The organism is Corynebacterium sp. HMSC074A01, from assembly GCF_001831515.1.
Lineage (GTDB): Bacteria > Actinomycetota > Actinomycetes > Mycobacteriales > Mycobacteriaceae > Corynebacterium.
The window spans coordinates 1-21602 of sequence record NZ_KV825598.1 but is presented as its reverse complement, the minus strand read 5'-3'; the positions used below and the strand labels follow the sequence as shown (position 1 = coordinate 21602).

Sequence of the window (21602 nt, the reverse complement as noted above, 5' to 3'; positions counted from 1 at the left end):
GCAACCGTAAATGGAGCTAGCTCCATTTGGACGACACCGCCTCTTAAATCCCCAGGTCGCAATCTGCGCGCAACCGTAAATGGAGCTAGCTCCATTTGGACCCCACCCCAAAAGCAAAGGCGTCGAGACCGAAACCGATCTCGACGCCAAGCCAAACAGCCAGCCGAAGCGACTAACCCTTCACCGCACCTGCTGCGACACCTTCAACGATGTGCTTCTGCGCGGACATGTAGAAGATGATGATGGGGATGATCGCCAGCACGAGCATGGCCATCATCGCGCCCAGGTCGCGGTCGCCCTGGGAGCCGATGAACTGCTGGATGACCACCGGGATGGTGCGGTACGGCGTGGACAGGCCGACGACCAGGTAGGGCAGGAGGTAGTCGTTCCAGATCCACATGGCGTTGAGGATCGCCACGGTGATCGCGGTGGGTTTGAGCATCGGCATGACGACTCGGAAGAAGGTGGAGAGGGGCGAGCAGCCGTCGATAGTTGCGGCTTCCTCGATCTCCAGGGGGATCGACTTGATGAAGCCGGAGAACATGAAGACGGACAGGCCGGAGCCGAAGCCCATGTAGAGGATGACCATGCCGAGCGGGTTGGCCATGCCGAGGCGGTCGGCGATGACCACGGTGGGGAACATGACCATCTGGAACGGGATAACCATGGAGAAGACGAACAGGTAGTACAGGGTGCTCGTCCACCAGGTCTTCACGCGGGTGATGTAGTAGGCGGTCATGGATGAGAAGAAGACGACGGCGGCGACGGACAGGATCGTGATCACGAATGACCACACGATTGCCCAGCCGAAGCCTTCGCCTTGGATGCCGGTGACGTAGTTGCTGAAGCCGGCCCACATGTCGCCAACCGGCAGGGCGAACGGGTTGTTCGAGATGGCGAAGCGGTCCTTGAAGGAGTTCAGCAGGATGAAGAAGATTGGGCCGAGGAACACGATGGTGAGGAAGATCAGCACCGCGTAGATCAAGCCCTTTGCGCCGCCGGAAACCTTCGCCTCGCTGGCGGCTGGCTTCGCAGCCGGCTTCGTTACTTTGGTGGTCATTGTTCTATGCCTCCACTTCCCTGCTGCGGGTGGCGCGCAGCTGGAACATTGCGATGACAACCACGATGACAACGAAGATCACTGCCTTCGCCTGGCCGACGCCCTCGGCACCGACGCGGTTGAACATGGTGTTGACGATATTCAGGGCGACCATCTCGGTCTGCTGCCCCGGTGCGCCGTTGGTCAGCGCGAGGTTCTGGTCGAACAGCTTGAAGGTGTTCGACAGGGTGAGGAAGAGGCAGATGGTGATCGACGGCATCATCATCGGGATGGTCACGTGCCGCAGCATCTCCCACTTGCTCACGCCGTCCAGCTCGGCTGCCTCGATGAGCTCGGGCGGCACGTTCTGCAGGCCGGCGATGTAGATGATCATCATGTAGCCGATCAGCTGCCAGTTCATCAGGATGATCAGGCCGGCGTAGCCGAAGCGCCAGTCGGCGGCGATGGTGGTCTCGTAGTGGGCCAGCACCGCGTTGATCATGGACTGCCAGGTGTAGCCGAGCACGATGCCGCCGATCAGGTTCGGCATGAAGAACACCGTGCGGAAGAAGTTCGTGCCCTTGAGCTTGCGCGTGAGCGTCCACGCGATGGCGAACGCGATCACGTTGACGGTGATGATCGAGACGACCGCCACCGCCACGGTGAAGCCGAAGGCGGAGACGAAGCCCTCACGTTCCTGGAAGACGCGGCCGTAGTTTTCTAGGCCGACCCAGGTGGCGTCGGTAATCGTGGTGAACTTGGTAAAGGACAGGAAGAAGCCGATGATGAACGGCACCAAGAAGGCGATGGCAAAGGCCGCCAGCGTCGGCAGGACGAAGATGGGGAAATACTTTTTCAGTGTTGCTTGCATGGTGTGCTCCTCTGCCTAGTCCAGCAAGGCGATCTGGTTGGCCATCTCGTACTCCCAGTCGTCCTTGAACTTGGCCACTACGTCGTCCCAGCTCATGTTGCCAATGGCGTACTGGGCGAGGTTCTGGCCGTAGAGGTCGCGGAGCTGCTGGTTGGGACTAAAGAGGAAGTCCCAGGGGATGGATTCGGTCTCGGTGTCGGACAGCGCAGCCTGCAGCTGGCGGGCCAGCGGGTCGTCCGGCACGTCTTCGGGGCTGTAGTTGGTAAACGGCGCGATGAATGACAGGTCATCCACCACCAGTTCCTTGCCGCGCTCGGAGAGGAACAGCCAGGTGAGGAAGTCGCGGGTGGCCTGCTGGTCTTCCTCGCTGGCCTTGTTGTTCACCGCGAGGTAGTTCTCGGTGCCGACGTTCAGCCCGACGTTTTCCTCGTTGGGCAGGCCCATGTACATGGGCATGAACTTGATCTTGTCTTCCTTGACCACGTTCGAGGCGTCGCCAGCAATCTGGCTCCAGGCCCAGTTACCGTTCTGCACCATCGCCGCCTTGCCGGTGGCGAACTCCGCCATGGAATCGCTGGTGGCGCGGGAGGCGGCCAGTGCCGGCTTGGTCGTGGAGTTCTGCAGGTACAGGTCGAACAGCTGCTTGAAGTTGTCGCCGTAGGTGAAGTCGATGGTGGGCATGTCCTGGAACTCGTTGATGTCGCGGTCCAGGATCTCGTAGTGGTACGGCCCGTTCATCAGGTGGTTGGTCCAGCGCCACTCTTCACCGGCGATGAGGCTGGTCACGGCAAACGCGCCGTCGATACCCAGCTCCTCTTTCTTGCCCTGCATATCCTCGGCGACGGCCTTGAGCGCGCCGAAGTTGTTGATCTCGTCCATGGAGGCCACGGCCGGGTTGGGCAGTGCGAAGTAGCGGTCGAAGATCTCCTCGTTGTAGAGGATGCCAAAGCCCTCCATGGCGAACGGGAAGCCGCGCACGGAGCCGTCTTTGTCGGTGATCGGCTGCGCGTCCTCGTTGAGCGCCTCGACCACCTCGTAGTCGGAGATGTCGGCCAGGTAGTCCTTCCAGATGCCGTAGCCTTCCTGGCCGTTGATCTGGAACAGGGTGGGCGCGTTGCTCTTGGCCATCTCGGCCTTCAGCGTCTGCATGTAGGAGCCGGATGCGGCCGTGACCACCTTGACGGGGATCCCGGTCTCCGCCGTGTACTCCTCGGCGATCGCCTTGAATTGCTCGGCCTGCTCCGGCTTGAAGTTCAGGTAATACACGTTGGGCCCATTGTCCGTGCCGCAGGCAACCATGCTTATCGACGCAAGCATCACCGTCGCCACACTCGCCACCACACGCCGAGCCGCGCTGACTCTCGTACTCATTGGCGGTCCTTCTATTGGTTTATACGTACGCTTCCAGCGTAGAACCGTTGAGCAGGGCCAACAATACCTTTAATACATAACACCTATACGGTGGTATTAGCTGGTATTACCTGTTTGGTCCGGGGGTGGCATCGGGGGTAGTCGGTATACCATCGCCTCGTCCCGGTGTCCCGGTAGTACGCGCTGGAAGTACGACGCGGCGGCCTCCATGAGCGGCACGAAGCGGTGCTCGTTCTGGCTGAGGAACCACCGGTGATCCAGGATCTCGTGGAAGATCTGCGCGGGCTCGAGCTTCTCCCGCAGCTGCTCGGGGATCAGCGCCACCACTGGCTCGTACTCGCGCACCATCCACCGGTGCGCCACCGCTTCTAGCGGCAGCTTTCCGCCGTAGCGCACTGCCCGGTAGACCTCCATCTCACCCAGCAGTCGTTGCGCCTGCCCGTCCTGGACGTCCAGTCCCGTCAGCTGCAGCAGTTTCTTTTGGTAGAAGCCGGTGGAGAACACGGCCGGCTCGATGATGATGCGGTAGCGGTTGCCTTCGTTTTCAATCTCCATCTCGCCGACGTCGAAGCCGAGCGCGTTGATCGCCTCGACCCGCTTTGCGACGGCATCAAACGCATCCCCCTCCACCACCAGCTCACCGGTGACCAGGTCCCAGAGTTCGAGGTAGACGGCCTCGATGGCGTTGCCAAGGGCGATGACGTCGGCGTCCTCGTCGATGGCGCCGGCGGCCTGGAGGTCCATAAGTTCGCCGATGATGTTGACGCGGGCCACGTCGACGTCGTAAAGCCTGCGGCCCTGCGACAGTGGTTCGTGGAACTCGCCGGTCTCCGCATCGACCAGGTAGGCGGAGAACTGGTCCGCATCGCGGCGAAAGAGCGTGTTGGACAGCGACACGTCGCCCCAGTAGAAGCCGAGCAGGTGCAGGCGCACGAGCAGCACAGCCAGCGCGCGCACCAGCTTGGACACCACCTCCGCCGCCGGGTCGCGCGAAAACACGTCGCGGTACGGCAGCGAAAAGCGCAGGTGCTCGGTGACTAGGCAGGGGGTCAGCTCCTGACCGTCCTCGCCCCGGCGGTGCGTAATCACCGCGACAGGCACCACGCACGGCACGCCCAACTCCTGGAGTCGGCGCAGGTTACGGTACTCGTGGTAGGCCACCCGCTCCCCGATCTCCTTGACCGCGAAGACCAGGCCATCCGCCTCAACCAGGCGCACGGTGTGCCGCGAGATGCCGCGCGGCAGTGCCGCGAGCAGGTCCGTGCTCCACTCCTCCAGCGGGGTGGACCACGGCATCTTCAGCAGCGTGGGCGCGTACGTGGGAGAAACAACACTGAGTTTTTCCAGCACGCTTGACTTGCTCCTACAGGCGCTCGCCCGTCGCCTTGGAGAAGGCGTGCAGGCCGCCCTCGGCGATCTGGGCGTGGACGACATCGCCCTTCATCACACCGGACAGCGGCGCGGTGCGCACCACGATCTGGCCGGAGGTCTCCTCCTGCATGCCCTCTTCCTTCCAGCCGCCGCCGGCGAGGTGGCCATACAGGTAGGAGTCGGAGCCCAGCTCCTCGACAAAGTCGATCTCCACCGGGATCGAGTGCTCGGCGTTGCCGTCGACAAGCGTGAGCGCCTCCGGGCGGAAACCGAGGATGATCTGGCCCTTATCGGCCTCAGTCAGGTGCGCGCGCACGTCCTGCGGCAGCGGGATCGACGCCTGGCCCAGACGCGCCACGCCAGAGGAATCCACGTCGAAGGTGGACAGGTTCATCGCCGGCGAGCCAATGAAGCCCGCGACGAAGACGTTGTTCGGGCGGTCGTAGAGCTCGCGCGGCGTGCCCACCTGCTGCAGCACGCCGAAGTTCAGCACCGCGATCCGATCGCCCATGGTCAGGGCCTCAGTCTGGTCGTGGGTGACGTACAGCGTGGTCACCTTCATGCGACGCTGCAGGTTGGCGATCTGCGTACGGGTCTGCACGCGCAGCTTCGCGTCCAGGTTGGACAGCGGCTCGTCCATCAAAAACACCTGCGGCTCGCGCACGATCGCGCGGCCCATCGCCACGCGCTGACGCTGACCGCCGGACAGCGCCTTCGGCTTGCGGTCCAGGTACTCGGTCAGATCCAGCGTCTTCGCCGCCTCTTCCACGCGACGGTCAATCTCCGCCTTGTCCTGGCCCGCGATCTTCAGCGCAAAACCCATGTTCTCGCGCACGGTCATGTGCGGGTACAGCGCGTAGTTCTGGAACACCATGGCGATGTCGCGTTCCTTCGGGCTGACGTTGGTCACGTCGCGGTCGCCGATGCGAATGTGGCCCTCGTTGGTGTCCTCCAGGCCCGCGAGCATGCGCAGCGCCGTCGACTTACCCGAGCCCGACGGGCCCACCAGCACCAGGAACTCGCCGTCCGCGATCTCCAGGTTCAGCTTGTCCACGCTCGGCTTGTCCGCGCCGGGGTAAATGCGTGTCGCATTGTCATAAGTCACAGTTGCCATAATGTCCTCCATCGGCAGGTACGTGCCGAACGATCCGTAGTGGGGAAAAGGGTCGTACCCCACGTTACCCCCGCCGCGGGTGCGCGTGGGCATATTCGGTCGGCGCGGGTGTGGGAGACGGGGTTGGTTGCTCAAACGTTCTTGGTTTGCCAAAACGTAGCGGGTAGAACGTCGCCCCTAGTGCGTAGCCTCCAAAACGTAGTCTTTCGAGTGGAGCGCCGTATCGGTCGCTGCTGAGAACGGCTTTACTCGAAAGGCTACGTTCTAGGGGCTACGTTGTAGCCTTCACCCGCACCCCTCCCCCGCTATCCTTGGCCCCATGGCTTCGACTCCCGACGGAACTTACGAAAGCAACACCGCCCGCCAGCCCGCGAAGGGCTCTGCCGCAAAGGACTGGGCGGCGGTCATCGGTGCGTCGGCGCTGCTGGCAGTCGGCGGCGGCGCGGCTGGCTACGGCCTGGCCGATGTCCCGGACGCCTCCGAATTCACGGTGTCCACACAGGCGGAAGCCGCGCAACTGCAGATCTCGGACCCGCAGGACATCCTGAGTGCCGAGGACGAGCAGCGCATGGAGCGCGACGCGGAGCGCCTCCCCCACCCGGATACGGTGCAGACCATCCACTACATTTTCTTGGCCGAGGGCCGCGAGAACGTCAACGACTCGGTGGAGAACTTCCTGCGCGATAACTACCCGGAGCAGATCGGCAACGATAAGTTCGCAGACGGTGTGCTCATCCTGGGCGCCGACATGCAGTCGCGCAACAACTTTGTCTTCGCCGGCGAGGACGTCGCTGACCAGCTCAAGATCCGCAAGGGTCAGCGCCTCAGCGAGGTGCTGGAGGAGATGAAGCCGGGGCTGCGCGACAACAACCTGCCCGCGGCTGCCTTCGCCGTGGCGAACCTGGCGATGGACGCGGATGCGGTCCAACAGTGGGGCGCGGAGGATGCGGAGGGCGACCGCATCGGCCTGGCGATCGCCGGTGGCGGAATCCCGTCGGGTGCGGCCCTGATCGGTGGCAGTATCGCGGCGACCATGCGGGACAAGCGCCGCAAGAAGATCAACCAGGCCCGCGCAGACCACGCTCTCCTGGCCAGCGAGTACACGGGTTTGAGCCAGCGCCTCGACGAGCTGGACCTGCGCGCCAACTCGGTGTCTTCGGCCTTCGCCAACGCGGAGATGCGCCAGCAGTGGTCGGAGGTGCGTGACCGCTTCCTGCGTCTGCACGACGCGACCCAGAGCAACAGCGTGGCCACCGACCAGCAGGCCTACGAGAGCGCCGACAACCTACGCGACGCGGCGCAGACCTTCGAGGACGCCAGCCACGCCGAGGACAACATCAACCGGCTCTTTGCGGTGGAGCAGGGCGACGGCGCGGCGCGCCGCAACCTGCTCACGGACATCCGCGAGGACATCGTCCGCGCCCGCTCCGAGGTCAAGGACAACGAGCTCAAGCAGGGTCTTGCGCAGCTGCAGGAGCGAGTGGACTGGCTGGACCAGAACCCGGATTCGCCGGAGTTTTTGGACACCTTCGTCCGCGTGCTCGGCGACTACCGGGTGCTGCTGGACGCCGTGAAGCGCCGCGAGTTCAGCGACGTCAAGGAGCACAACGAGCTGCACACCCCGCGTCTGACGGACCCGGGCTACGTGTACTCCGGCTACGTGCCTTACGTGGCGCTGGCCTCCTGGCACTCCTCCAATGTGGAGGCGGAGCAGGCGGCGCAGTCCTCGTCGTCGAGCTCGGGCGTGAATACGTCGTTTAGCAGCGGGTTCTCCGGCGCGGGCGGGTCGAGCTCCTTCTAGGGGGTGTCGTGCCACCACCCGACATCGGTGCGACGATGTGACGATTGCAACACTCCTGCTTTAGACTCCCCGTGTCCCACACAACTTAAGTTTCACGGAGGCAGCCCTTGCCCACGAGCGCACGCGAATTCAATATGGAACACCTCACGGAGGCAGATAAGCGGCAGATCGCGGAGCACAGCTCCGGCACCGTCCCCGACGGCGGCACCCTGTCTTGGGCGATCACACTGTTCGGTACTGCCGTCGGGGCGGGCATCCTCTTTTTGCCTATCGACGCCGGCAGCTTCGGTTTCTTCCCGCTCCTTGTAATTACACTGCTTATCGCCCCGATGGTGTTTTTCTCGCACCGCACCTACGCGCGTATCGTCGCCGCGTCGCCGAAGAAGGGCCTGGACGTGCTGCAGGTCGTCACGGCGTTGGCTGGGCGCAACCGCGGGCTGATGACGGGTCTGATGTACTGGTTGTCCATTTACCCGATCGTGCTGATCTACGGCGTGAGCGTGACCAACACCATGGACAGTTTCGTGGTCAACCAACTCCACGGCCCGCATGTGCCGCGCTGGCTGATGGCCACGGTGTGCGTGGGTGTGCTCACGGGCGCGTACGCGTTGGGGAAGAAGGCGACGCTCGCTTTTGCCAACGCGCTGGTCTATCCGCTCATCATCGCGCTGGCCGCAGTGTCGTTCTACCTCATCCCCCAGTGGGATGTGGCCAGCTTCCGTTCCTACGAGTCGGGTACTCCGTTCTGGAAGGCGATGCTGCTGATTTTGCCGGTGTTCGTGTTCTCCTTCAACCACATGCCGGCAGTGTCCCAGTTCGCGCTCGACGTGCAAAAGCGTGAGGGCGGCGATGTCACGGCTACGGAGCGGACTGTGTCGAAGATTGAGGCGATCACCGTCGGCCTGCTCGTGGTGTTCACCATGTTCTTCGTGTGGTCGTGCACGCTTGCGCTTGGCGCTGACGGTATGGAGGCGGCGCGCGAGCAGAACATTCCCGTGCTGTCCTATCTGGCTAACGAGACCCAGACTCCGTTTTTGGCCGTCCTTTCGCCGATCGTTGCCCTGTGTGCGATTGCCTCGTCGTACTTCGGCCACGTCATGGGCGCCGAGGAGGGAACTACCTACCTCGTGCGCGCCGTCGCGCCGGGTGTTGCCGAGCGCCTGGATCCGAAAAAGCTGCGCTGGGGCATTTACGTTTTCGTCTTCGTCACCACCGTGGCCGCAGGTATTATCAACCCTTCCATCCTGGACTTAATCTCGGTGGTCGGCGGCATCTTCATCACGTTTTTGGTCTACATCGTGCCGATGCTGCTGTTCCGCTACGCCAAGGATTACCGGCGTTTTGCCAACACGCCGGAGACCTGGGGTGTGTTCATCCTGGGCATCGTCATCATGGGCGTGGCTATCTGGCAGATGTTCGCCTAAGACAGGAACCCGTGACTACAGCTCCACCACGGTGCGCCCGGCGTGCTCGCCGGCCAGCACACGCCGACCCGCCTCCACGACTCCGTCGAGGCCGACGGTCTCGGTGCGGATCGCGTCGATGTCGAGGGATTCGTCGAGGAGCTGCCACGCGGCGTCGCGAAGCGGCAGCGGCGTATCGACGGAGTTGATACCGACAAGCTGCACACCGCGCAGGATGAACGGCAGGACGCTCGCGGGCAGGTCGTTGCCGGCGGCCATGCCGCACGCGGTGGCGACGCCGCCCCAACGCAGCTGCGTGAGCGCGTTGGCCAGCACGGTCGAGCCGACGGTGTCCACCACGCCGCCCAGGCGCGCCTTCTGCAGCGGCTTGCCGGGCTCGGCAAACTCGGCGCGGTCGAGCACCTCGCTCGCCCCGAGCTCGCGCAGCCAAGGGCCATGCTTATCGACGCGACCCGTCACCGCCCACACCTCAAACCCCCGCGCCGCGAGCAACTGCACCGCGATCGAGCCGACGCCGCCGGTGGCACCGGTGACCAGGACGGGGCCGTCAGCAGCGTCCTCGTACAACGCGCGCTCGAAGCCGGCCACCGACAGCGCTGCGGTGTAGCCGGCGGTACCGATAGCGGCCGCCTCCTGTGCGCTGAAGCGTGCGGGGACGCGGGTGATCTCGGATTCGTCGATGCGCATTTCGGGGGTGTAGCCGCCGTGACGGCGCTCGCCGATGCCGCGGCCGTTGACGGTGACGAGCGTACCGTCGGCAAGCGTGCCGACTGCATCGATGCCGGGCACGGTGGGCAGGTGCCGCAGGATGCCGCGGTTGCCGTCGAGCGCCATGGCGTCCTTGTAGTTGAGCGAGGAGTGGCTGAGGGTGATCAGCGTGTCGCCCTCGCCCGCAAACTCGGGCTGCGTCTCGACGACCTCGGGGCCTTGCTCGGTGACAATCAACGTGCGATTCATGGGGGCCAGTATAGGGACGATCCTGATGTCGGTGGCGGGGCGGTGGAGAACCCTGCGCCGATTACAGATCGCTGAGCTCCGCTTCTACCTCGGACGATAGGTTCGTTGGCGCTGGCTCGCGTGCCGTTGATTGCTTGGGCCTCTCGTCGAGGCGGTACTGGGGCGTCTGTGCCTGGCGGCGTGTGACCGGCGGTTCTGGCGGTCCGTTCTGAACGGATCCAAACGGAGCTAGCTCCATTTGCACCGACCCCGCCTGCAAAACCCCAGGTCGCACCAAACCGGAATCCCCAAACGGAGCTAGCTCCATTTAGACCAACCCCGCCACCAAAACCCCAGGTCGCATCCTGCCGCAAACCCCAAATGGAGCTAGCTCCATTTGGACCGACCCCGCCCCAGGGAGGGGGTACGCCTCGCCGCCCCCTACACACGCCTAGACCATTAGGTTTCTTAGGCGACTGTAAGAAATCATTAGGCCGTGTTAGTGTGTGGCGCACCACAAAGAAAGGCAGGGATTGATGTCCACATCACATACCCCGGGAGCCCCGCGCGCCGGGGAGTTACCGGAGCAGTACAGCGAGGAACACCTTGAGCTCGGCCGCGCCGAGTTCCAGACCGAGAACCTCTCGGAAGCGGATATGGAGCAGATCAAGGAGCAGCGCGCCGGGGACAAGCCGGACGGCACGTTCCTCTCTTGGGTGATCGCGCTCTTCGGCACCGGCGTTGGCGCGGGCATCCTCTTCCTGCCGATCAACGCGGGCAGTTTCGGTTTTTGGCCGCTTGTACTGGCCACGCTGATCATCGGCCCGATGGTGTACTTCTCCCACCGCGCGTACGCCCGCATCGTGGCGGCCTCCCCGGAGAAGGGTCTCGACGTCCTCCAAGTCGTCACTGCGCTGACCGGCCGCAAGCGCGGCCTCGCCACCGCGGTGATGTACTGGTTGGCCATCTACCCGGTGGTGTTGATCTACGCGATCTCTATTACCAACACGATGGACAGTTTCATCGTCAACCAGCTAGGCGGGCCCGAGATCAACCGCTGGCTGCTGGCAACGATCTGCGTCACCCTGCTCACCGGCGCGTACGCGATGGGCATGAAGATCACGCTCTGGCTGGCCAACGTGCTGGTCTACCCGCTGGTCGTGGCGCTCGCCGCGGTCTCGATCTACCTCATCCCCAAGTGGGACCTGGCCAGCTTCCGCAGCTACGAGTCCGACACTCCCCTCTGGCAGGCCATCATTTTGGTGATGCCGGTGCTGGTCTTCTCCTTCAGTCACATCGCCGCCCTGTCGCAGCTCGCGCTGGATATGCAGAAGCGCCACAACGGCAACGTCGCTGAGACAGAGCGTGCGGTCTCGCGCATCGAGCTGGCCGCCGCAGCGATGCTGGTGGTCTTCACCATGTTCTTCGTCTGGTCCTGCGCGCTCGCGCTGGGTGCCGACGGCATGGACGCAGCCCGCGAGCAGAACATCCCGGTCCTGTCTTACCTGGCCAACGAGACCCAGACGCCGTTCCTTGCGTGGGTCAGTCCGGTCATCGCCATCTGCGCGATCATCACTTCCTACTTCGGCCACCTGCTGGGCACCGAGGAGGGCACCAGCTATCTCGTCCGGGTCGCCGCGCCGCGCACTGCGGCCAAGCTGAACCCGCGCGCTACTCGACGCCTCGTGCTCGCCTTCGTCTTCGTCACCGCCATTCTCGCCGCGGTCGCCAATCCCTCGATCCTGGATCTGATTTCCGTGGTCGGCGGCATCTTTATGGCGTTCCTGCTGTTCATCCTGCCCGCCCTGCTGGCGCTGAAGGCCACCGCGTTCCGCCACTATGCTTTCCGCCCCGACACCATCTTCGTCTTTATCGTCGGTGTGCTGGCTGTCGGTGTGTCGATTATCGAGCTGTTCTAGGCAGGCCTGTAACGCCCTTCTATCCCCTTGCTTCTACCCCCACAGCACCCCATCGCGTGTGATATGCACCACGTTACGGGGGGCTGTGCTCTTTCGGAAAGTGACAACTCTATAAGCCGCTCCGGCCGGGCGCCGGCTTTCGTCATATCTATTCGTGCTCAGAAACAACCTCTGACCACCATGTAAGTGATTGTTCAATACTTCCGCCGGTCATCGGGGTTGAGGCCCGGACGCGCATCATGTGAGCCACTGCAAAGTATGCGAGACAAATCAATTTACTTATCTCGCTAGGTAAAGGGGTGACACTTTTGTAAGCTGATACCGGAGATTATCGAGGCAGGGCCCGACGTCTAGAACACGAGACGCCGGGCTTTTCCTTTGCCATATTTCTTCCATGTCGAGCAGACAATTCGAGCTGGATACCTCCGGCCCCCGCTGGCGCCACGCCACCGATCCCGAGCTCGTCTACGACTACAAGGTCGGCGATGTGCGCTTCCTGCGCGCGTTCCTCCCGCTGCCGGTCGGTCTGGGCGTGTTCGCGGCTGTGCTGGCGATTGGTGCGGTGCCGGTGCGTCGCGTCGAGAAGCGCAAGCAGCGCATTGGGGAGGCAAGGTGCAACAAGGACCTGCTGACGCGCGAGTACACCGCGCAGACCCTCGAAGATGCCCAGCGCGCCGAGGAGCACATCGACCAGCTCTACCGCATGGAGCACGGCGACGTCGACGTGCGCAAAGCGCACCTGGCCGAGCTGCGCGAGGACGCCACACACGCCCACACCGCCGCAGCCAAGGCCGACGACGCGGAGCTCGCCGAGGGTGTCGAAAAGATCATCCAACGTCTCGACGCGCTTGCGGCCAACCCGCAGGACCCGGCCTTCATGGACACCTTTGTCCGCGTGCTTGGCGACTACCGCCTCACCATGGAGGCCCTGCAAGCCCGCCAGTTCACCGCGCGCGACGGCGTTGACGACTACACGGCACCGCGCCTGTGGGAGCCGGACTACCGCTACCCCGGCTATGTCAGCTACCGCGAGCTGCGCGTCTGGGACGCGACCGACAACAGTCCGAGCTCCGGCAACGGGACGAATTCGGGCTTTAGCTCCGGGTTCTCTGGCTCCGGCGGCTCCAGTTCCTTCTAAGCGGCGCCGCAGACTTCCCGGAAAAATAGGCGGAACCTTCTCGCCTCTCGCGCTCTAAATGGGGGGGTGGTGAGCGCTCTTCCGGCCTCGGGGGGGGTTGGGCCGTGGGCGAGAAGGTTCGCAGAAAGAAGTATGACACGCTTTGCAGTTGATGTCTACCTCAGCGCAAAAACATTTTTAGATAGAGCGCAAACCGCCAGTTCAGCGGCCAAAAATTAGGCAATCACCGTACCTGCACGCCCGCGCTGTCGTACCATCATCGTGAGCAAGCCCGACACACGCCGAAGAAGGACGCCATGGCGAAGAACGACACCGCTTCGTTAACCCCGGAGCAGGCCAACGATGTCAAAAACAGCGACGCCTACAGCTTCCAGGGCACGAAGTTTCCGCTGCCGGACGGGTTTACCGTCGCGCGCGAGGACCTGCCCGATTGGCGCCTCGCCCACTTCGCGGTGATCCTGCCGGTGTTCCCAGGCGCCCTGACCAGCATGGATGACACCGAATGGGCTCCGGGCCGCTTCCGCGGGATTAAGTCGATCGAGGTCCCAGTGTGGGACGCCGAAGCCGCTGCTTATCGACGAGCCACCGACATCCCTCGTCACCTCCTCGACAAAGCCGCCTACCACTACACCCCGCGGGTGTTCCTCAAAGGCGCGCACTCCCGCTTCCGCTCGCCGCTGGATGAGTCCGTGGGCGCAGAGGCCGTCGACGCGGTTGGCGGCGCGTCAGAGTGTTCCCCCAAGCACACGCGCCACAAAACCAGCGTTTGCGCCCGCCGCCTGCTCTTCCGCCCGGACATCACCCCGGAGAACGGGAAGACGCCGCCGGAAGATCCCCGCCAGAAGACCCGCCCGGGCGCGGAGTTTGTGCTGGTGGACGACCCGGAGGTGCTCGCGGCGGTTGGCGGCAGCACGCGGAACCTGGAGCGCTTCCAAGGCCGCGCGCTGCATAATCCGCACGCGCGGATCTCGCTGGCGTGCGTGGAGCACCTGCAGTATTCGGGCCCGGGGCTGCGCAGAATCGGCACAGAGGACACAGAGGGCACAGAGGGCACCGCCAACACCGCCAACACCGCCTTCCAGAACGACTTCCTGGTCTTCCACGTCGTCGCGGAGCACTGCTCGAGTGCCGCACTCGAGGCGATTTCCAAGTCGCTGTTCCGCAGCCGCAATAGGGTCCCGCTGCTTCCCGAGTACACCCCAAACCCCACCCACATCACCGAGGTCCGCAAGGAGAACCTCCTGAGCCTGTTGCTCGCACGCTTCGGCGAGACGATCGGTAACACCAGCCTGGCATTCGGAAACGGCGGCGGCTTGAGGTGGGCGCAGGAGAAGGACGGCCTAACCGCGGGCAATCCGTACACGACGATTACCGCGATCCCGGCCCGCGAGGGCCTCGAGCTGCCGCAGCGCATGCAGCAGCCCGGTGAGCAGGATTTAGGCCCGTGGACGGTGCACGACGCCTGGGCGTGGTTCCTCGCCACCCGTGCCGATCTCTTCCAGCCTGAGCTCACCGCCCTTGACCAGCACTCGCTCGACGCCTCGCGCGTGCAGCTGTTCCGCGACTGGACTGTCCACTCCGACGAAAACGGCCTGGCCGTGGTGCGCCGCGCCCCGATCGAGAACGCCAACAACTTCTTCTGGATCCACACCGGCACCCGGCTTGTCGACCTCGCCATCCTCGTCCGCCGCGCCGACAAGTACCTCGCCCAGATGGCCAAGCAGCTGCGCGCGATGACCTTCGGCTCCACGGAGATCGACCAGCTGCGGCTGAAGGACGAGTGGAGCGACGACGACATCCAGAAGGCGTCGTCAACCTTGCGCCGCAGCCTGCGTAACTTCGAGGCGCTGCAGACCGAGCTCGTCGTGTTCCGCGACCACCTCTGGTACGAGTCCGTCAGCGGCCGCCCCGTCGACACCGCGGTGCTGCGCCACATGCTGCTCGCCACCGGCACCCGCGACAACTTTGATGAAATCGTCTCTGAACTGGAGCTTCGCAAGGACATCTACGCCACGCAGGCCGACTCGATCCAGGTGGCGCTGGACACCGTGCGCCGCCAAAAGGCGCAGGAGAAGGAGGAGCGCGAGAAGGAACAGGAGCGGCAGGAGCGCCGCCGCGAGGCGGAGGAGCAGGAGCGCCGCGAGGCCCTGAACATCAACATCGCGATCGCCGGTCTCGCGCTCGCGGTGCCTGGCCTGATCGACCTGTGGCCGCGCGCCGACGACAGCCACACCGAGTTCTGGATCTCCCTTGTCGTTGTGCTGGCGATCGGTGCGGTGCTCTTCTCCCGCCTGCGCAGCCAGGGCGTCTTCGGTCGCAAGGACTAGGGGCTTTTCGCTTATCGACGCCGCGTTGTCCTGAACCTACTCGCCCTGCTCACCGGCTAGCGCGTAACGCTGGTTCCTCGCGTTCCACTGCTTTTCCGTGAACACGATGGTGCCTTGTTTCTCCATCTCCTTCAGCGTCGGGTTGATTTGCCCGTAGCTCATACCGGTGCGCTCGGAGATTTCGCGCTTGGTCAACGGCTGCCCAGCGTCGTGGAGCGTTTTGCGGATCAAGGCGATCTTTTCCTCGCTCCGCAGGTAGGAGCGGGTCTGCGGTTGCGCAGGAACCGAAGCTGATGGCTGGGGTTTTGCTGGAGCAGGTGTGTCCTCCTGGCGGAACGAGTAGACGGTGCCGCCCGCTTGGCCGCGGGTAGTGGCCAGACCAAATTCCACGAGCTGCTGCAACTCGGCGCGTGCCTGTGTGGAGTCCATTGGAAATTCTTGGCGGTAGGAGGCGTTGGTGAGCGTCTCACCGTTGCGCATCCGGATGAGCGCATGACGCTGCGCCGTGGAAAACACTTCCCCGCCCGGAAGATTCGTGGCCCAAGCGAGATCCTCTTCGGAAAGCATGGTCGAAGAAGTCAGAATCGCTTGGAAGTCGATGACTCTATCTTTGAAATAAGGGGCGGGGAGGAAGGCATCATGAAGCGCCTCACGTACTGCGGGAATCCCAGTTGCGCTCGCCTCAATGACGCGGTGGCCCTTCGGCGTTTTTACCGCAGTACACATGCGGTACAAGACGGGGTTGCGTGCCCGAGGCCCGGTGTTGCCAAGTTCGCTTTCGGTCAACCCCCACAGCCCTCCAGGGTTGACCACGATGAGCTTGTCAGGGTGCTTCACTACTTGCGTGTAGGCAAGCATGCTGGCTGGAGATAGGTCACGGTGAACAAGCGCGTTGGCTACGATCTCTCGAATTGCCAGCGTGGGAAGCTCCGGCACGTCCTTGCCGTGGCCATCAGTGAAGATAGTGGTTGTCTGTAGGTGGTCGGTGACCCACTCGACTACCGCTTCGAGCAGGTCGGGAACCGGTCCGGTGAACTCTTGTCTGTCCCGCATTCGCATTGCCTTTGGGTCATTTGGCCCGCGGGTGACGTGTGCTTTGACGTTGAGGGGCAGAAACTGCTGGGGGTGTATTCCGAGGGCATAGATTGCTGCCACCGTGGGCTCCCCTGTCTCGGGTGCAACGACGTTGGTGCGAATCAGCTGGTCTTCGAGCGGGAGTCGAGCGAGCCTACCGGACTGCGAGCGCTCCTGCTCCAAATACTGCTCAAGCAGGTCTGGGTCGAGGTCTCGTTCGACACTGGCACCCTCCACCGGTGCTCGGTCGTGCTTTGGCACTCCGCGTTGCGAAACAAGGAGCTGCTCCTCGTTTGGGTCGAGCTCGTAGTCACCATCCCCGGATCGGATGTAGGCAGGGCCGCCCTTCCCAACTCGGAACGGTTTCCGGTCCGAAGGCTGTGGAGGAACGATGCACTGCAGCACAGTCTTGCCATCGATGTCCGCAGATTCGCTCACGCTAAGAAGTATAAACCAAAATATAAACCAAAATCGCAATCAAAACCCGCAGGTAAAAGTCATGTTTGCACACTGTGTGTGCGATTCTGCGTGCGATTCTTCAAAATATAAACCAAAAGCGTAATCAAAATCGCAACCAAATTCGCACTCAGACTTCTCCCGCAGTCTGACAGGCAGAAAACATCGAAGCTGAAAAGCGGTTCAAACCGAACCTGGTTGTTAGGATGGGTGCGGAAACGCGATCCCGACAGGCTTCGGCATACCTAACTCAGGCTTTGTCCGCTGAAATGCCTCCACATCGCACTTTTTAGTGTGCTTGGAGGCTGCATTGTCTGCTCTGCAGATGAAGAGTGAGGAGTTCATCACCGCTGCATCTGACCCGGAAAGCCTCGTGGAACAGCTACTTTCGACTCAGCTAGGCAGTTCGCTACCAAGGTCTGCCGCAGCTGAGCAAAGATCCTGGAGGAACAGCCTCCCGGTACTGGCAGAGGACCTCGCGGCTGCTGGGCTGATGGATGTCGACGTCTTCCTTGAGTTCCCTCTGCCGATGTCTTCGCAGCGCATTGATGCACTTTTAGCTGGTACGCACCCGGTAACGGGGAACCCCTCCTTCGTACTTCTACGTTCCGACCCCCAACCAATGTGCTATTCCGCACAGGCAAAGGCTTGTCTGGGAGGGAAAGGAAAGAGCATGCGAAAACCATGATGCCCCGAGGCAAGCGGAACCCTCGGGACGGAGCTCAGCGACCTTAAAACTTGAGGTTGACCGCTTCGCGGAGTTGCGGCAGTAGCGCAACGGTGATGCCATCCACTACAGCAAGCACCCCGAGGACGATTCCTGCGATGCCTCCCGGTGAAAGTTTCTTCTCTTCAGGGACAGTCGGTGTGTTTTCTACTATCAGTGGATTGCCAGAAAGTCGGGGTGATCGGGGTTGCTTGTTGCTCCTCAAGGTTTCGACCAGAGCTTATCGACGCTAGCTCCGCCCCACCCGCAATTCTGTTCACAAAATCTCGACTCTTCGCGCGAAGCCTATATCTCCCCACCAAACCGGCTAGATTAAAAACTGGACTTCACCCACGGACTTCGCCCCACGGGCTCTGCTCCCAGGCCGTCCACCTTGTTCCCATGTTCCCGTTCAGATTTGGCAGGTTATTCCTTATGGCAACCTTTAGCGACGTTCTTGATCAGCTTCGTGAGAATCAGCCACAGGGCAAGTATGGGCTTGCGTTTGAGAAATTGATGGTGAATTTCTTCCGAACGGATCCGACGTTGGCCCCGGAGTTCGATCAGGTGTACCGCTGGGTTGATTGGCCGTTTAATGGCGGCAAGGCGGATACGGGGATTGATTTGGTTGCGCGCCGGGTGGAGGACGGCCGGTGGGTGGCTATTCAGTGTAAGTTTTACCTGCCTACGACGCATATTCAGAAGGGGCAGCTGGATTCGTTTTTTGAGGCGTCGGGGCGTTCGTTTACTACGAAAAAGGGCGTTGAGTTTTTTGCTCAGCGTTACATTATTTCCACGACGGATTTATGGTCGAGTCATGCTGAGGAGGCGTTGCGGAATCAGCAGATTCCCGTGAACCGTATTGGGTTTTCGGATATTCAGCATTCTCCGGTGAATTGGGATGTAGTGTTCCCTGGTTCGGAGATTGAGGTGCATTTGACGCGCCGAGAAACCTTTGAGCCGCGTCCGCATCAGGCGATAGCGATTGAGAAGACGCTTGAGGGCTTTAAGACGCACGATCGCGGGAAGCTGATTATGGCGTGCGGTACTGGTAAGACATTTACGGCGTTGCGTTTGGCGGAGCGTGTTGCGCAGCAGAATAACGGTAAGGCGCGGGTGCTGTTTTTGGTGCCGTCGATTGCGTTGTTGTCGCAGTCAATGAAGGAGTGGACGGCGCAGGCGACGATTGACTTGAAGGCGTTCGCGGTGTGCTCTGACAGCAAGGCGGGGAAGCGGGCTGAGGATATCGCGGCTCATGATTTGGAAGTGCAGGTGTCTACTTCTGGGGCAGATATTGCGGCGCGGTATCAGCGGGGGAAGCGTGCCAAGGCGCTGAATGTGGTGTTTTCTACGTATCAGTCGATTCAGGCGGTGCATGATGCGCAGCAGCAGGGGTTGGAGGACTTCGACCTTATTATTTGCGATGAGGCACACCGCACGACGGGCGTGACGCTGGCCGACGAGGACGAGTCGAACTTTGTGAAGGTGCATGATCCGGAGTTCATTCGTGCGTCGAAGCGTTTGTATATGACGGCGACGCCGCGCTTGTTCGACGAAAGTGTGAAGGATAAGGCGGTGCAGCATTCGGCGGAGTTGGCATCGATGGATGATGAGGCTGTGTATGGCCCTGAGTTGCACCGTTTGGGGTTCGGCGAGGCCGTTGAGAAGGGGTTGCTCACGGATTATCGCGTGCTTGTGATGACGGTGGATGAGGATGTCGCGGCTGAGGCGATGGCGTTGCGCACGCATGAGGGCATGAACTTGACGACGGCCTCTGCGATGATCGGCGCGTGGAATGGTTTGGCGAAGCGTTCGGGGGGTTTGCAGGGCAAGAAGGGCGGCTTTGATGAGGACGCGGAGCCGATGCGTCGCACGGTGGCATTCGCGAAGGATATTAAGACGTCGAAGTTGATTGCGGAGAGTTTCCCGACGTTGGTGTCCTCGCATCAGCAGCTGCTTCGGGAGCACGCAGTGTTGAATGATGTGTCGCTGCACAACGTGGATCTGGAGGTTGCGGCGCAGCATGTGGATGGCAGCATGAATGCGCTGGAGCGGGGCAATAAGATTTCGTGGCTTGAGGCGGATATTCCGGCGAATGAGACCCGTGTGCTGACGAACGCTCGCTGTCTTTCCGAGGGTGTCGACGTCCCCGCCCTCGACTCGGTGGTGTTCTTCAACCCCCGTAATTCGATGGTGGACGTGGTGCAGTCCGTTGGCCGCGTGATGCGTAAGTCTGAGGGGAAGGACTACGGGTACGTGATTTTGCCGGTGGCTGTGCCGCCGGGGGTGTCGCCGTCGGAGGCGTTGAACGATAACCAGCGTTTCAAGGTTGTGTGGCAGATCCTCAACGCCTTGCGCGCGCACGACGATCGTTTCAACGCCAAGGTGAACTCGATTGGCTTCAACGAGGGCGACATTTCGGAGCTTCCTCTCGACGTTGATCACGTGACGAAGCCGAACGACAAGGTCAAAGAGCTCGACGAGAATGACGCCCAGCTGTATGACGACCGCTCGAATGTTGTGGAGCAGATCGCGTTGTTCTCGCTTGAACAGTGGCAGGAGGCGATCTATACCAAACTGGTGGACAAGGTCGGCACCCGCACCTACTGGGAGGATTGGGCCGACGACGTCGCTGACATCTCCAAGGCGCAGGTCACTCGTATCCGTGCGCTGCTTGACCAGGCGGATGCGAAGCTCCGCGGTGAGTTCGACACCTTCGTGGAGGGTCTGCGGGGCAACCTCAACGACTCGATTTCTGAGGATGAGGCGATCAGCATGTTGTCGCAGCACCTGATTACCGCCCCGGTGTTTGACGCCCTGTTTAGCGAGCATGACTTCGCCGCCCACAATCCGGTCTCCCAGGTCATGCAGCGCATGGTCGATGCCCTCGACGATAGTGACCTGGATGCTGAGACTGATTCGCTGGAGAAGTTCTACGCCTCGGTGCGTGTGCGTGCTTCTGAGGTCAAGAGTGCGTCTGGTAAGCAGCAGGTGATTAAGGAACTTTACGAGCGTTTCTTCCAAAAAGCGTTCAAGCGTGACGCCGATAAGCTGGGCATCGTCTACACCCCAGTGGAGATCGTGGACTTTATCCTGCGCGCCGCCGACGATGTGTCGAAGCAGCATTTCGGCCGCGGCTTGAGCGACGAGAGCGTGCACATCCTGGATCCGTTTACGGGCACCGGCACGTTTATGGTCCGCCTGCTCCAGTCGGGGTTGATCGACCCGAAGGACCTGGCCCGCAAGTACGCCAACGAGTTGCACGCAACCGAGATCATGCTGCTGGCCTACTACGTGGCGGCGGTCAACATCGAGACGACGTTCAACGCGTTGCAGGCCGAGGCGGCGCAGCGTGAAGGCCTGCCGGAGCCGGAGTATGTGCCGTTTGAGGGCATCGCTCTTGCCGATACGTTCCAGATCCACGAGGAAGGAGACATCCTGGATCTGACGGTGTTTAAGAACAACAACGAGCGCATTGTTCGCCAGAAGGAAGCCCCGATCAACGTCATCGTGGGCAACCCGCCGTATTCGGTTGGACAGGCAAGCGCGAACGATAACAACGCGAATCTGAAGTACCCAACGCTGGACGCGCGTATCGCGGAGACATACGCGGCGAAATCAACGGCGACAAATAAGAACTCGCTGTATGACTCGTACCTGCGCGCGTTCCGGTGGGCGACGGACCGGATCGGGGAACAGGGCGTTGTTGCATTTGTGTCTAACGGCGGTTGGGTGGACGCCAACACTGGTGACGGCATCCGACTTTCGCTCGCCGAAGATTTTAGTGACGTGTATTTGTTCAACCTGCGGGGGAATCAGCGGACCGCAGGCGAGTTGTCTCGTAAAGAGGGCGGCAAAGTCTTTGGTTCTGGGTCCCGTGCTGCAGTGTCAATTCTGATCGGAGTCAAGGATCCGAGTAAGTCTGGGTTTGATCTGCACTACCGGGATATTGGAGATTACCTGTCGGCAGAGGAGAAGCTTGCGATTGTCGATACATCGACCATCGAAAATATTGAATGGGAACGTCCGGTCTAGGGGTGAATGCGCCACATCGA

General features: G+C 61.9%; 13 protein-coding genes. 6 read left to right on the top strand and 7 right to left on the bottom strand.

The genetic code is table 11. The features are described from left to right. Positions 1-172: 172 nt before the first annotated feature. From HMPREF2550_RS00345 to HMPREF2550_RS00325, 5 genes are all read right to left on the bottom strand, one after another. On the bottom strand, positions 173-1060 hold the full coding sequence (locus HMPREF2550_RS00345; protein ID WP_070788980.1) for a carbohydrate ABC transporter permease: 888 nt from the start codon (positions 1058-1060) through the stop codon (positions 173-175). Positions 1061-1064: 4 nt separating this feature from the next. After that, positions 1065-1910, bottom strand: a complete 846-nt coding sequence (locus HMPREF2550_RS00340) for a carbohydrate ABC transporter permease (RefSeq protein ID WP_070788978.1) — start codon at positions 1908-1910, stop codon at positions 1065-1067. A gap of 15 nt (positions 1911-1925) precedes the next feature. Next, positions 1926-3281 (bottom strand): ABC transporter substrate-binding protein, encoded by a 1356-nt coding sequence (locus HMPREF2550_RS00335; RefSeq protein ID WP_070788976.1) that lies wholly within the window; start codon positions 3279-3281, stop codon positions 1926-1928. 96 nt (positions 3282-3377) lie between these two features. Continuing rightward, positions 3378-4631, bottom strand: coding sequence for a DUF4032 domain-containing protein (locus tag HMPREF2550_RS00330; protein ID WP_070788975.1), 1254 nt, complete (start codon positions 4629-4631; stop codon positions 3378-3380). Positions 4632-4644: 13 nt separating this feature from the next. Continuing rightward, a complete protein-coding gene (locus HMPREF2550_RS00325; RefSeq protein WP_070788973.1) occupies positions 4645-5766 on the bottom strand; it encodes an ABC transporter ATP-binding protein in 1122 nt (373 codons plus the stop codon). Between the two features lie 319 nt (positions 5767-6085). Between HMPREF2550_RS00325 and HMPREF2550_RS00320 the strand changes: the two genes are divergently transcribed. Both HMPREF2550_RS00320 and HMPREF2550_RS00315 read left to right on the top strand, forming a co-directional pair. Continuing rightward, on the top strand, positions 6086-7567 hold the full coding sequence (locus HMPREF2550_RS00320; RefSeq protein WP_083319696.1) for a DUF5129 domain-containing protein: 1482 nt from the start codon (positions 6086-6088) through the stop codon (positions 7565-7567). Between the two features lie 134 nt (positions 7568-7701). Beyond that, a complete protein-coding gene (locus HMPREF2550_RS00315) occupies positions 7702-8991 on the top strand; it encodes an aromatic amino acid transport family protein (protein WP_070788971.1) in 1290 nt (429 codons plus the stop codon). Between the two features lie 15 nt (positions 8992-9006). Here HMPREF2550_RS00315 and HMPREF2550_RS00310 read toward each other — a convergent pair whose 3' ends face one another. Further along, positions 9007-9948, bottom strand: a complete 942-nt coding sequence (locus HMPREF2550_RS00310) for an acrylyl-CoA reductase family protein (protein ID WP_070788969.1) — start codon at positions 9946-9948, stop codon at positions 9007-9009. Positions 9949-10463: 515 nt separating this feature from the next. Between HMPREF2550_RS00310 and HMPREF2550_RS00305 the strand changes: the two genes are divergently transcribed. The 3 genes from HMPREF2550_RS00305 (at position 10464) to HMPREF2550_RS00295 (ending at position 15311) form a co-directional block, all read left to right on the top strand. Next, complete coding sequence (locus HMPREF2550_RS00305; RefSeq protein WP_070762389.1) at positions 10464-11846, top strand: amino acid permease; 1383 nt, start codon at positions 10464-10466, stop codon at positions 11844-11846. Positions 11847-12240: 394 nt separating this feature from the next. Further along, a complete protein-coding gene (locus HMPREF2550_RS00300; RefSeq protein WP_070762387.1) occupies positions 12241-12984 on the top strand; it encodes a hypothetical protein in 744 nt (247 codons plus the stop codon). A 296-nt stretch (positions 12985-13280) separates the two neighbouring features. Next, positions 13281-15311, top strand: coding sequence for a hypothetical protein (locus HMPREF2550_RS00295; RefSeq protein WP_070788967.1), 2031 nt, complete (start codon positions 13281-13283; stop codon positions 15309-15311). 36 nt (positions 15312-15347) lie between these two features. Here the strand turns inward: HMPREF2550_RS00295 and HMPREF2550_RS00290 are convergent, their stop codons facing one another. Next, positions 15348-16823, bottom strand: coding sequence for an ATP-binding protein (locus tag HMPREF2550_RS00290; protein ID WP_246819707.1), 1476 nt, complete (start codon positions 16821-16823; stop codon positions 15348-15350). A gap of 1159 nt (positions 16824-17982) precedes the next feature. Between HMPREF2550_RS00290 and HMPREF2550_RS00285 the strand changes: the two genes are divergently transcribed. Further along, a complete protein-coding gene (locus HMPREF2550_RS00285; RefSeq protein WP_083319695.1) occupies positions 17983-21582 on the top strand; it encodes a restriction endonuclease in 3600 nt (1199 codons plus the stop codon). The last annotated feature ends 20 nt before the right edge of the window (positions 21583-21602 follow it).

What these genes read in the sequence shown, in the direction of transcription:
- HMPREF2550_RS00345 (WP_070788980.1), bottom strand. Translation starts at nt 1,060, where the DNA reads ATGACCACCAAAGTAACGAAGCCGGCTGCGAAGCCAGCCGCCAGCGAG.
- HMPREF2550_RS00340 (WP_070788978.1), bottom strand. Translation starts at nt 1,910, where the DNA reads ATGCAAGCAACACTGAAAAAGTATTTCCCCATCTTCGTCCTGCCGACG.
- HMPREF2550_RS00335 (WP_070788976.1), bottom strand. Translation starts at nt 3,281, where the DNA reads ATGAGTACGAGAGTCAGCGCGGCTCGGCGTGTGGTGGCGAGTGTGGCG.
- HMPREF2550_RS00325 (WP_070788973.1), bottom strand. Translation starts at nt 5,766, where the DNA reads ATGGCAACTGTGACTTATGACAATGCGACACGCATTTACCCCGGCGCG.
- HMPREF2550_RS00320 (WP_083319696.1), top strand. Translation starts at nt 6,086, where the DNA reads ATGGCTTCGACTCCCGACGGAACTTACGAAAGCAACACCGCCCGCCAG.
- HMPREF2550_RS00315 (WP_070788971.1), top strand. Translation starts at nt 7,702, where the DNA reads ATGGAACACCTCACGGAGGCAGATAAGCGGCAGATCGCGGAGCACAGC.
- HMPREF2550_RS00310 (WP_070788969.1), bottom strand. Translation starts at nt 9,948, where the DNA reads ATGAATCGCACGTTGATTGTCACCGAGCAAGGCCCCGAGGTCGTCGAG.
- HMPREF2550_RS00305 (WP_070762389.1), top strand. Translation starts at nt 10,464, where the DNA reads ATGTCCACATCACATACCCCGGGAGCCCCGCGCGCCGGGGAGTTACCG.
- HMPREF2550_RS00300 (WP_070762387.1), top strand. Translation starts at nt 12,241, where the DNA reads ATGTCGAGCAGACAATTCGAGCTGGATACCTCCGGCCCCCGCTGGCGC.
- HMPREF2550_RS00295 (WP_070788967.1), top strand. Translation starts at nt 13,281, where the DNA reads ATGGCGAAGAACGACACCGCTTCGTTAACCCCGGAGCAGGCCAACGAT.
- HMPREF2550_RS00285 (WP_083319695.1), top strand. Translation starts at nt 17,983, where the DNA reads ATGGCAACCTTTAGCGACGTTCTTGATCAGCTTCGTGAGAATCAGCCA.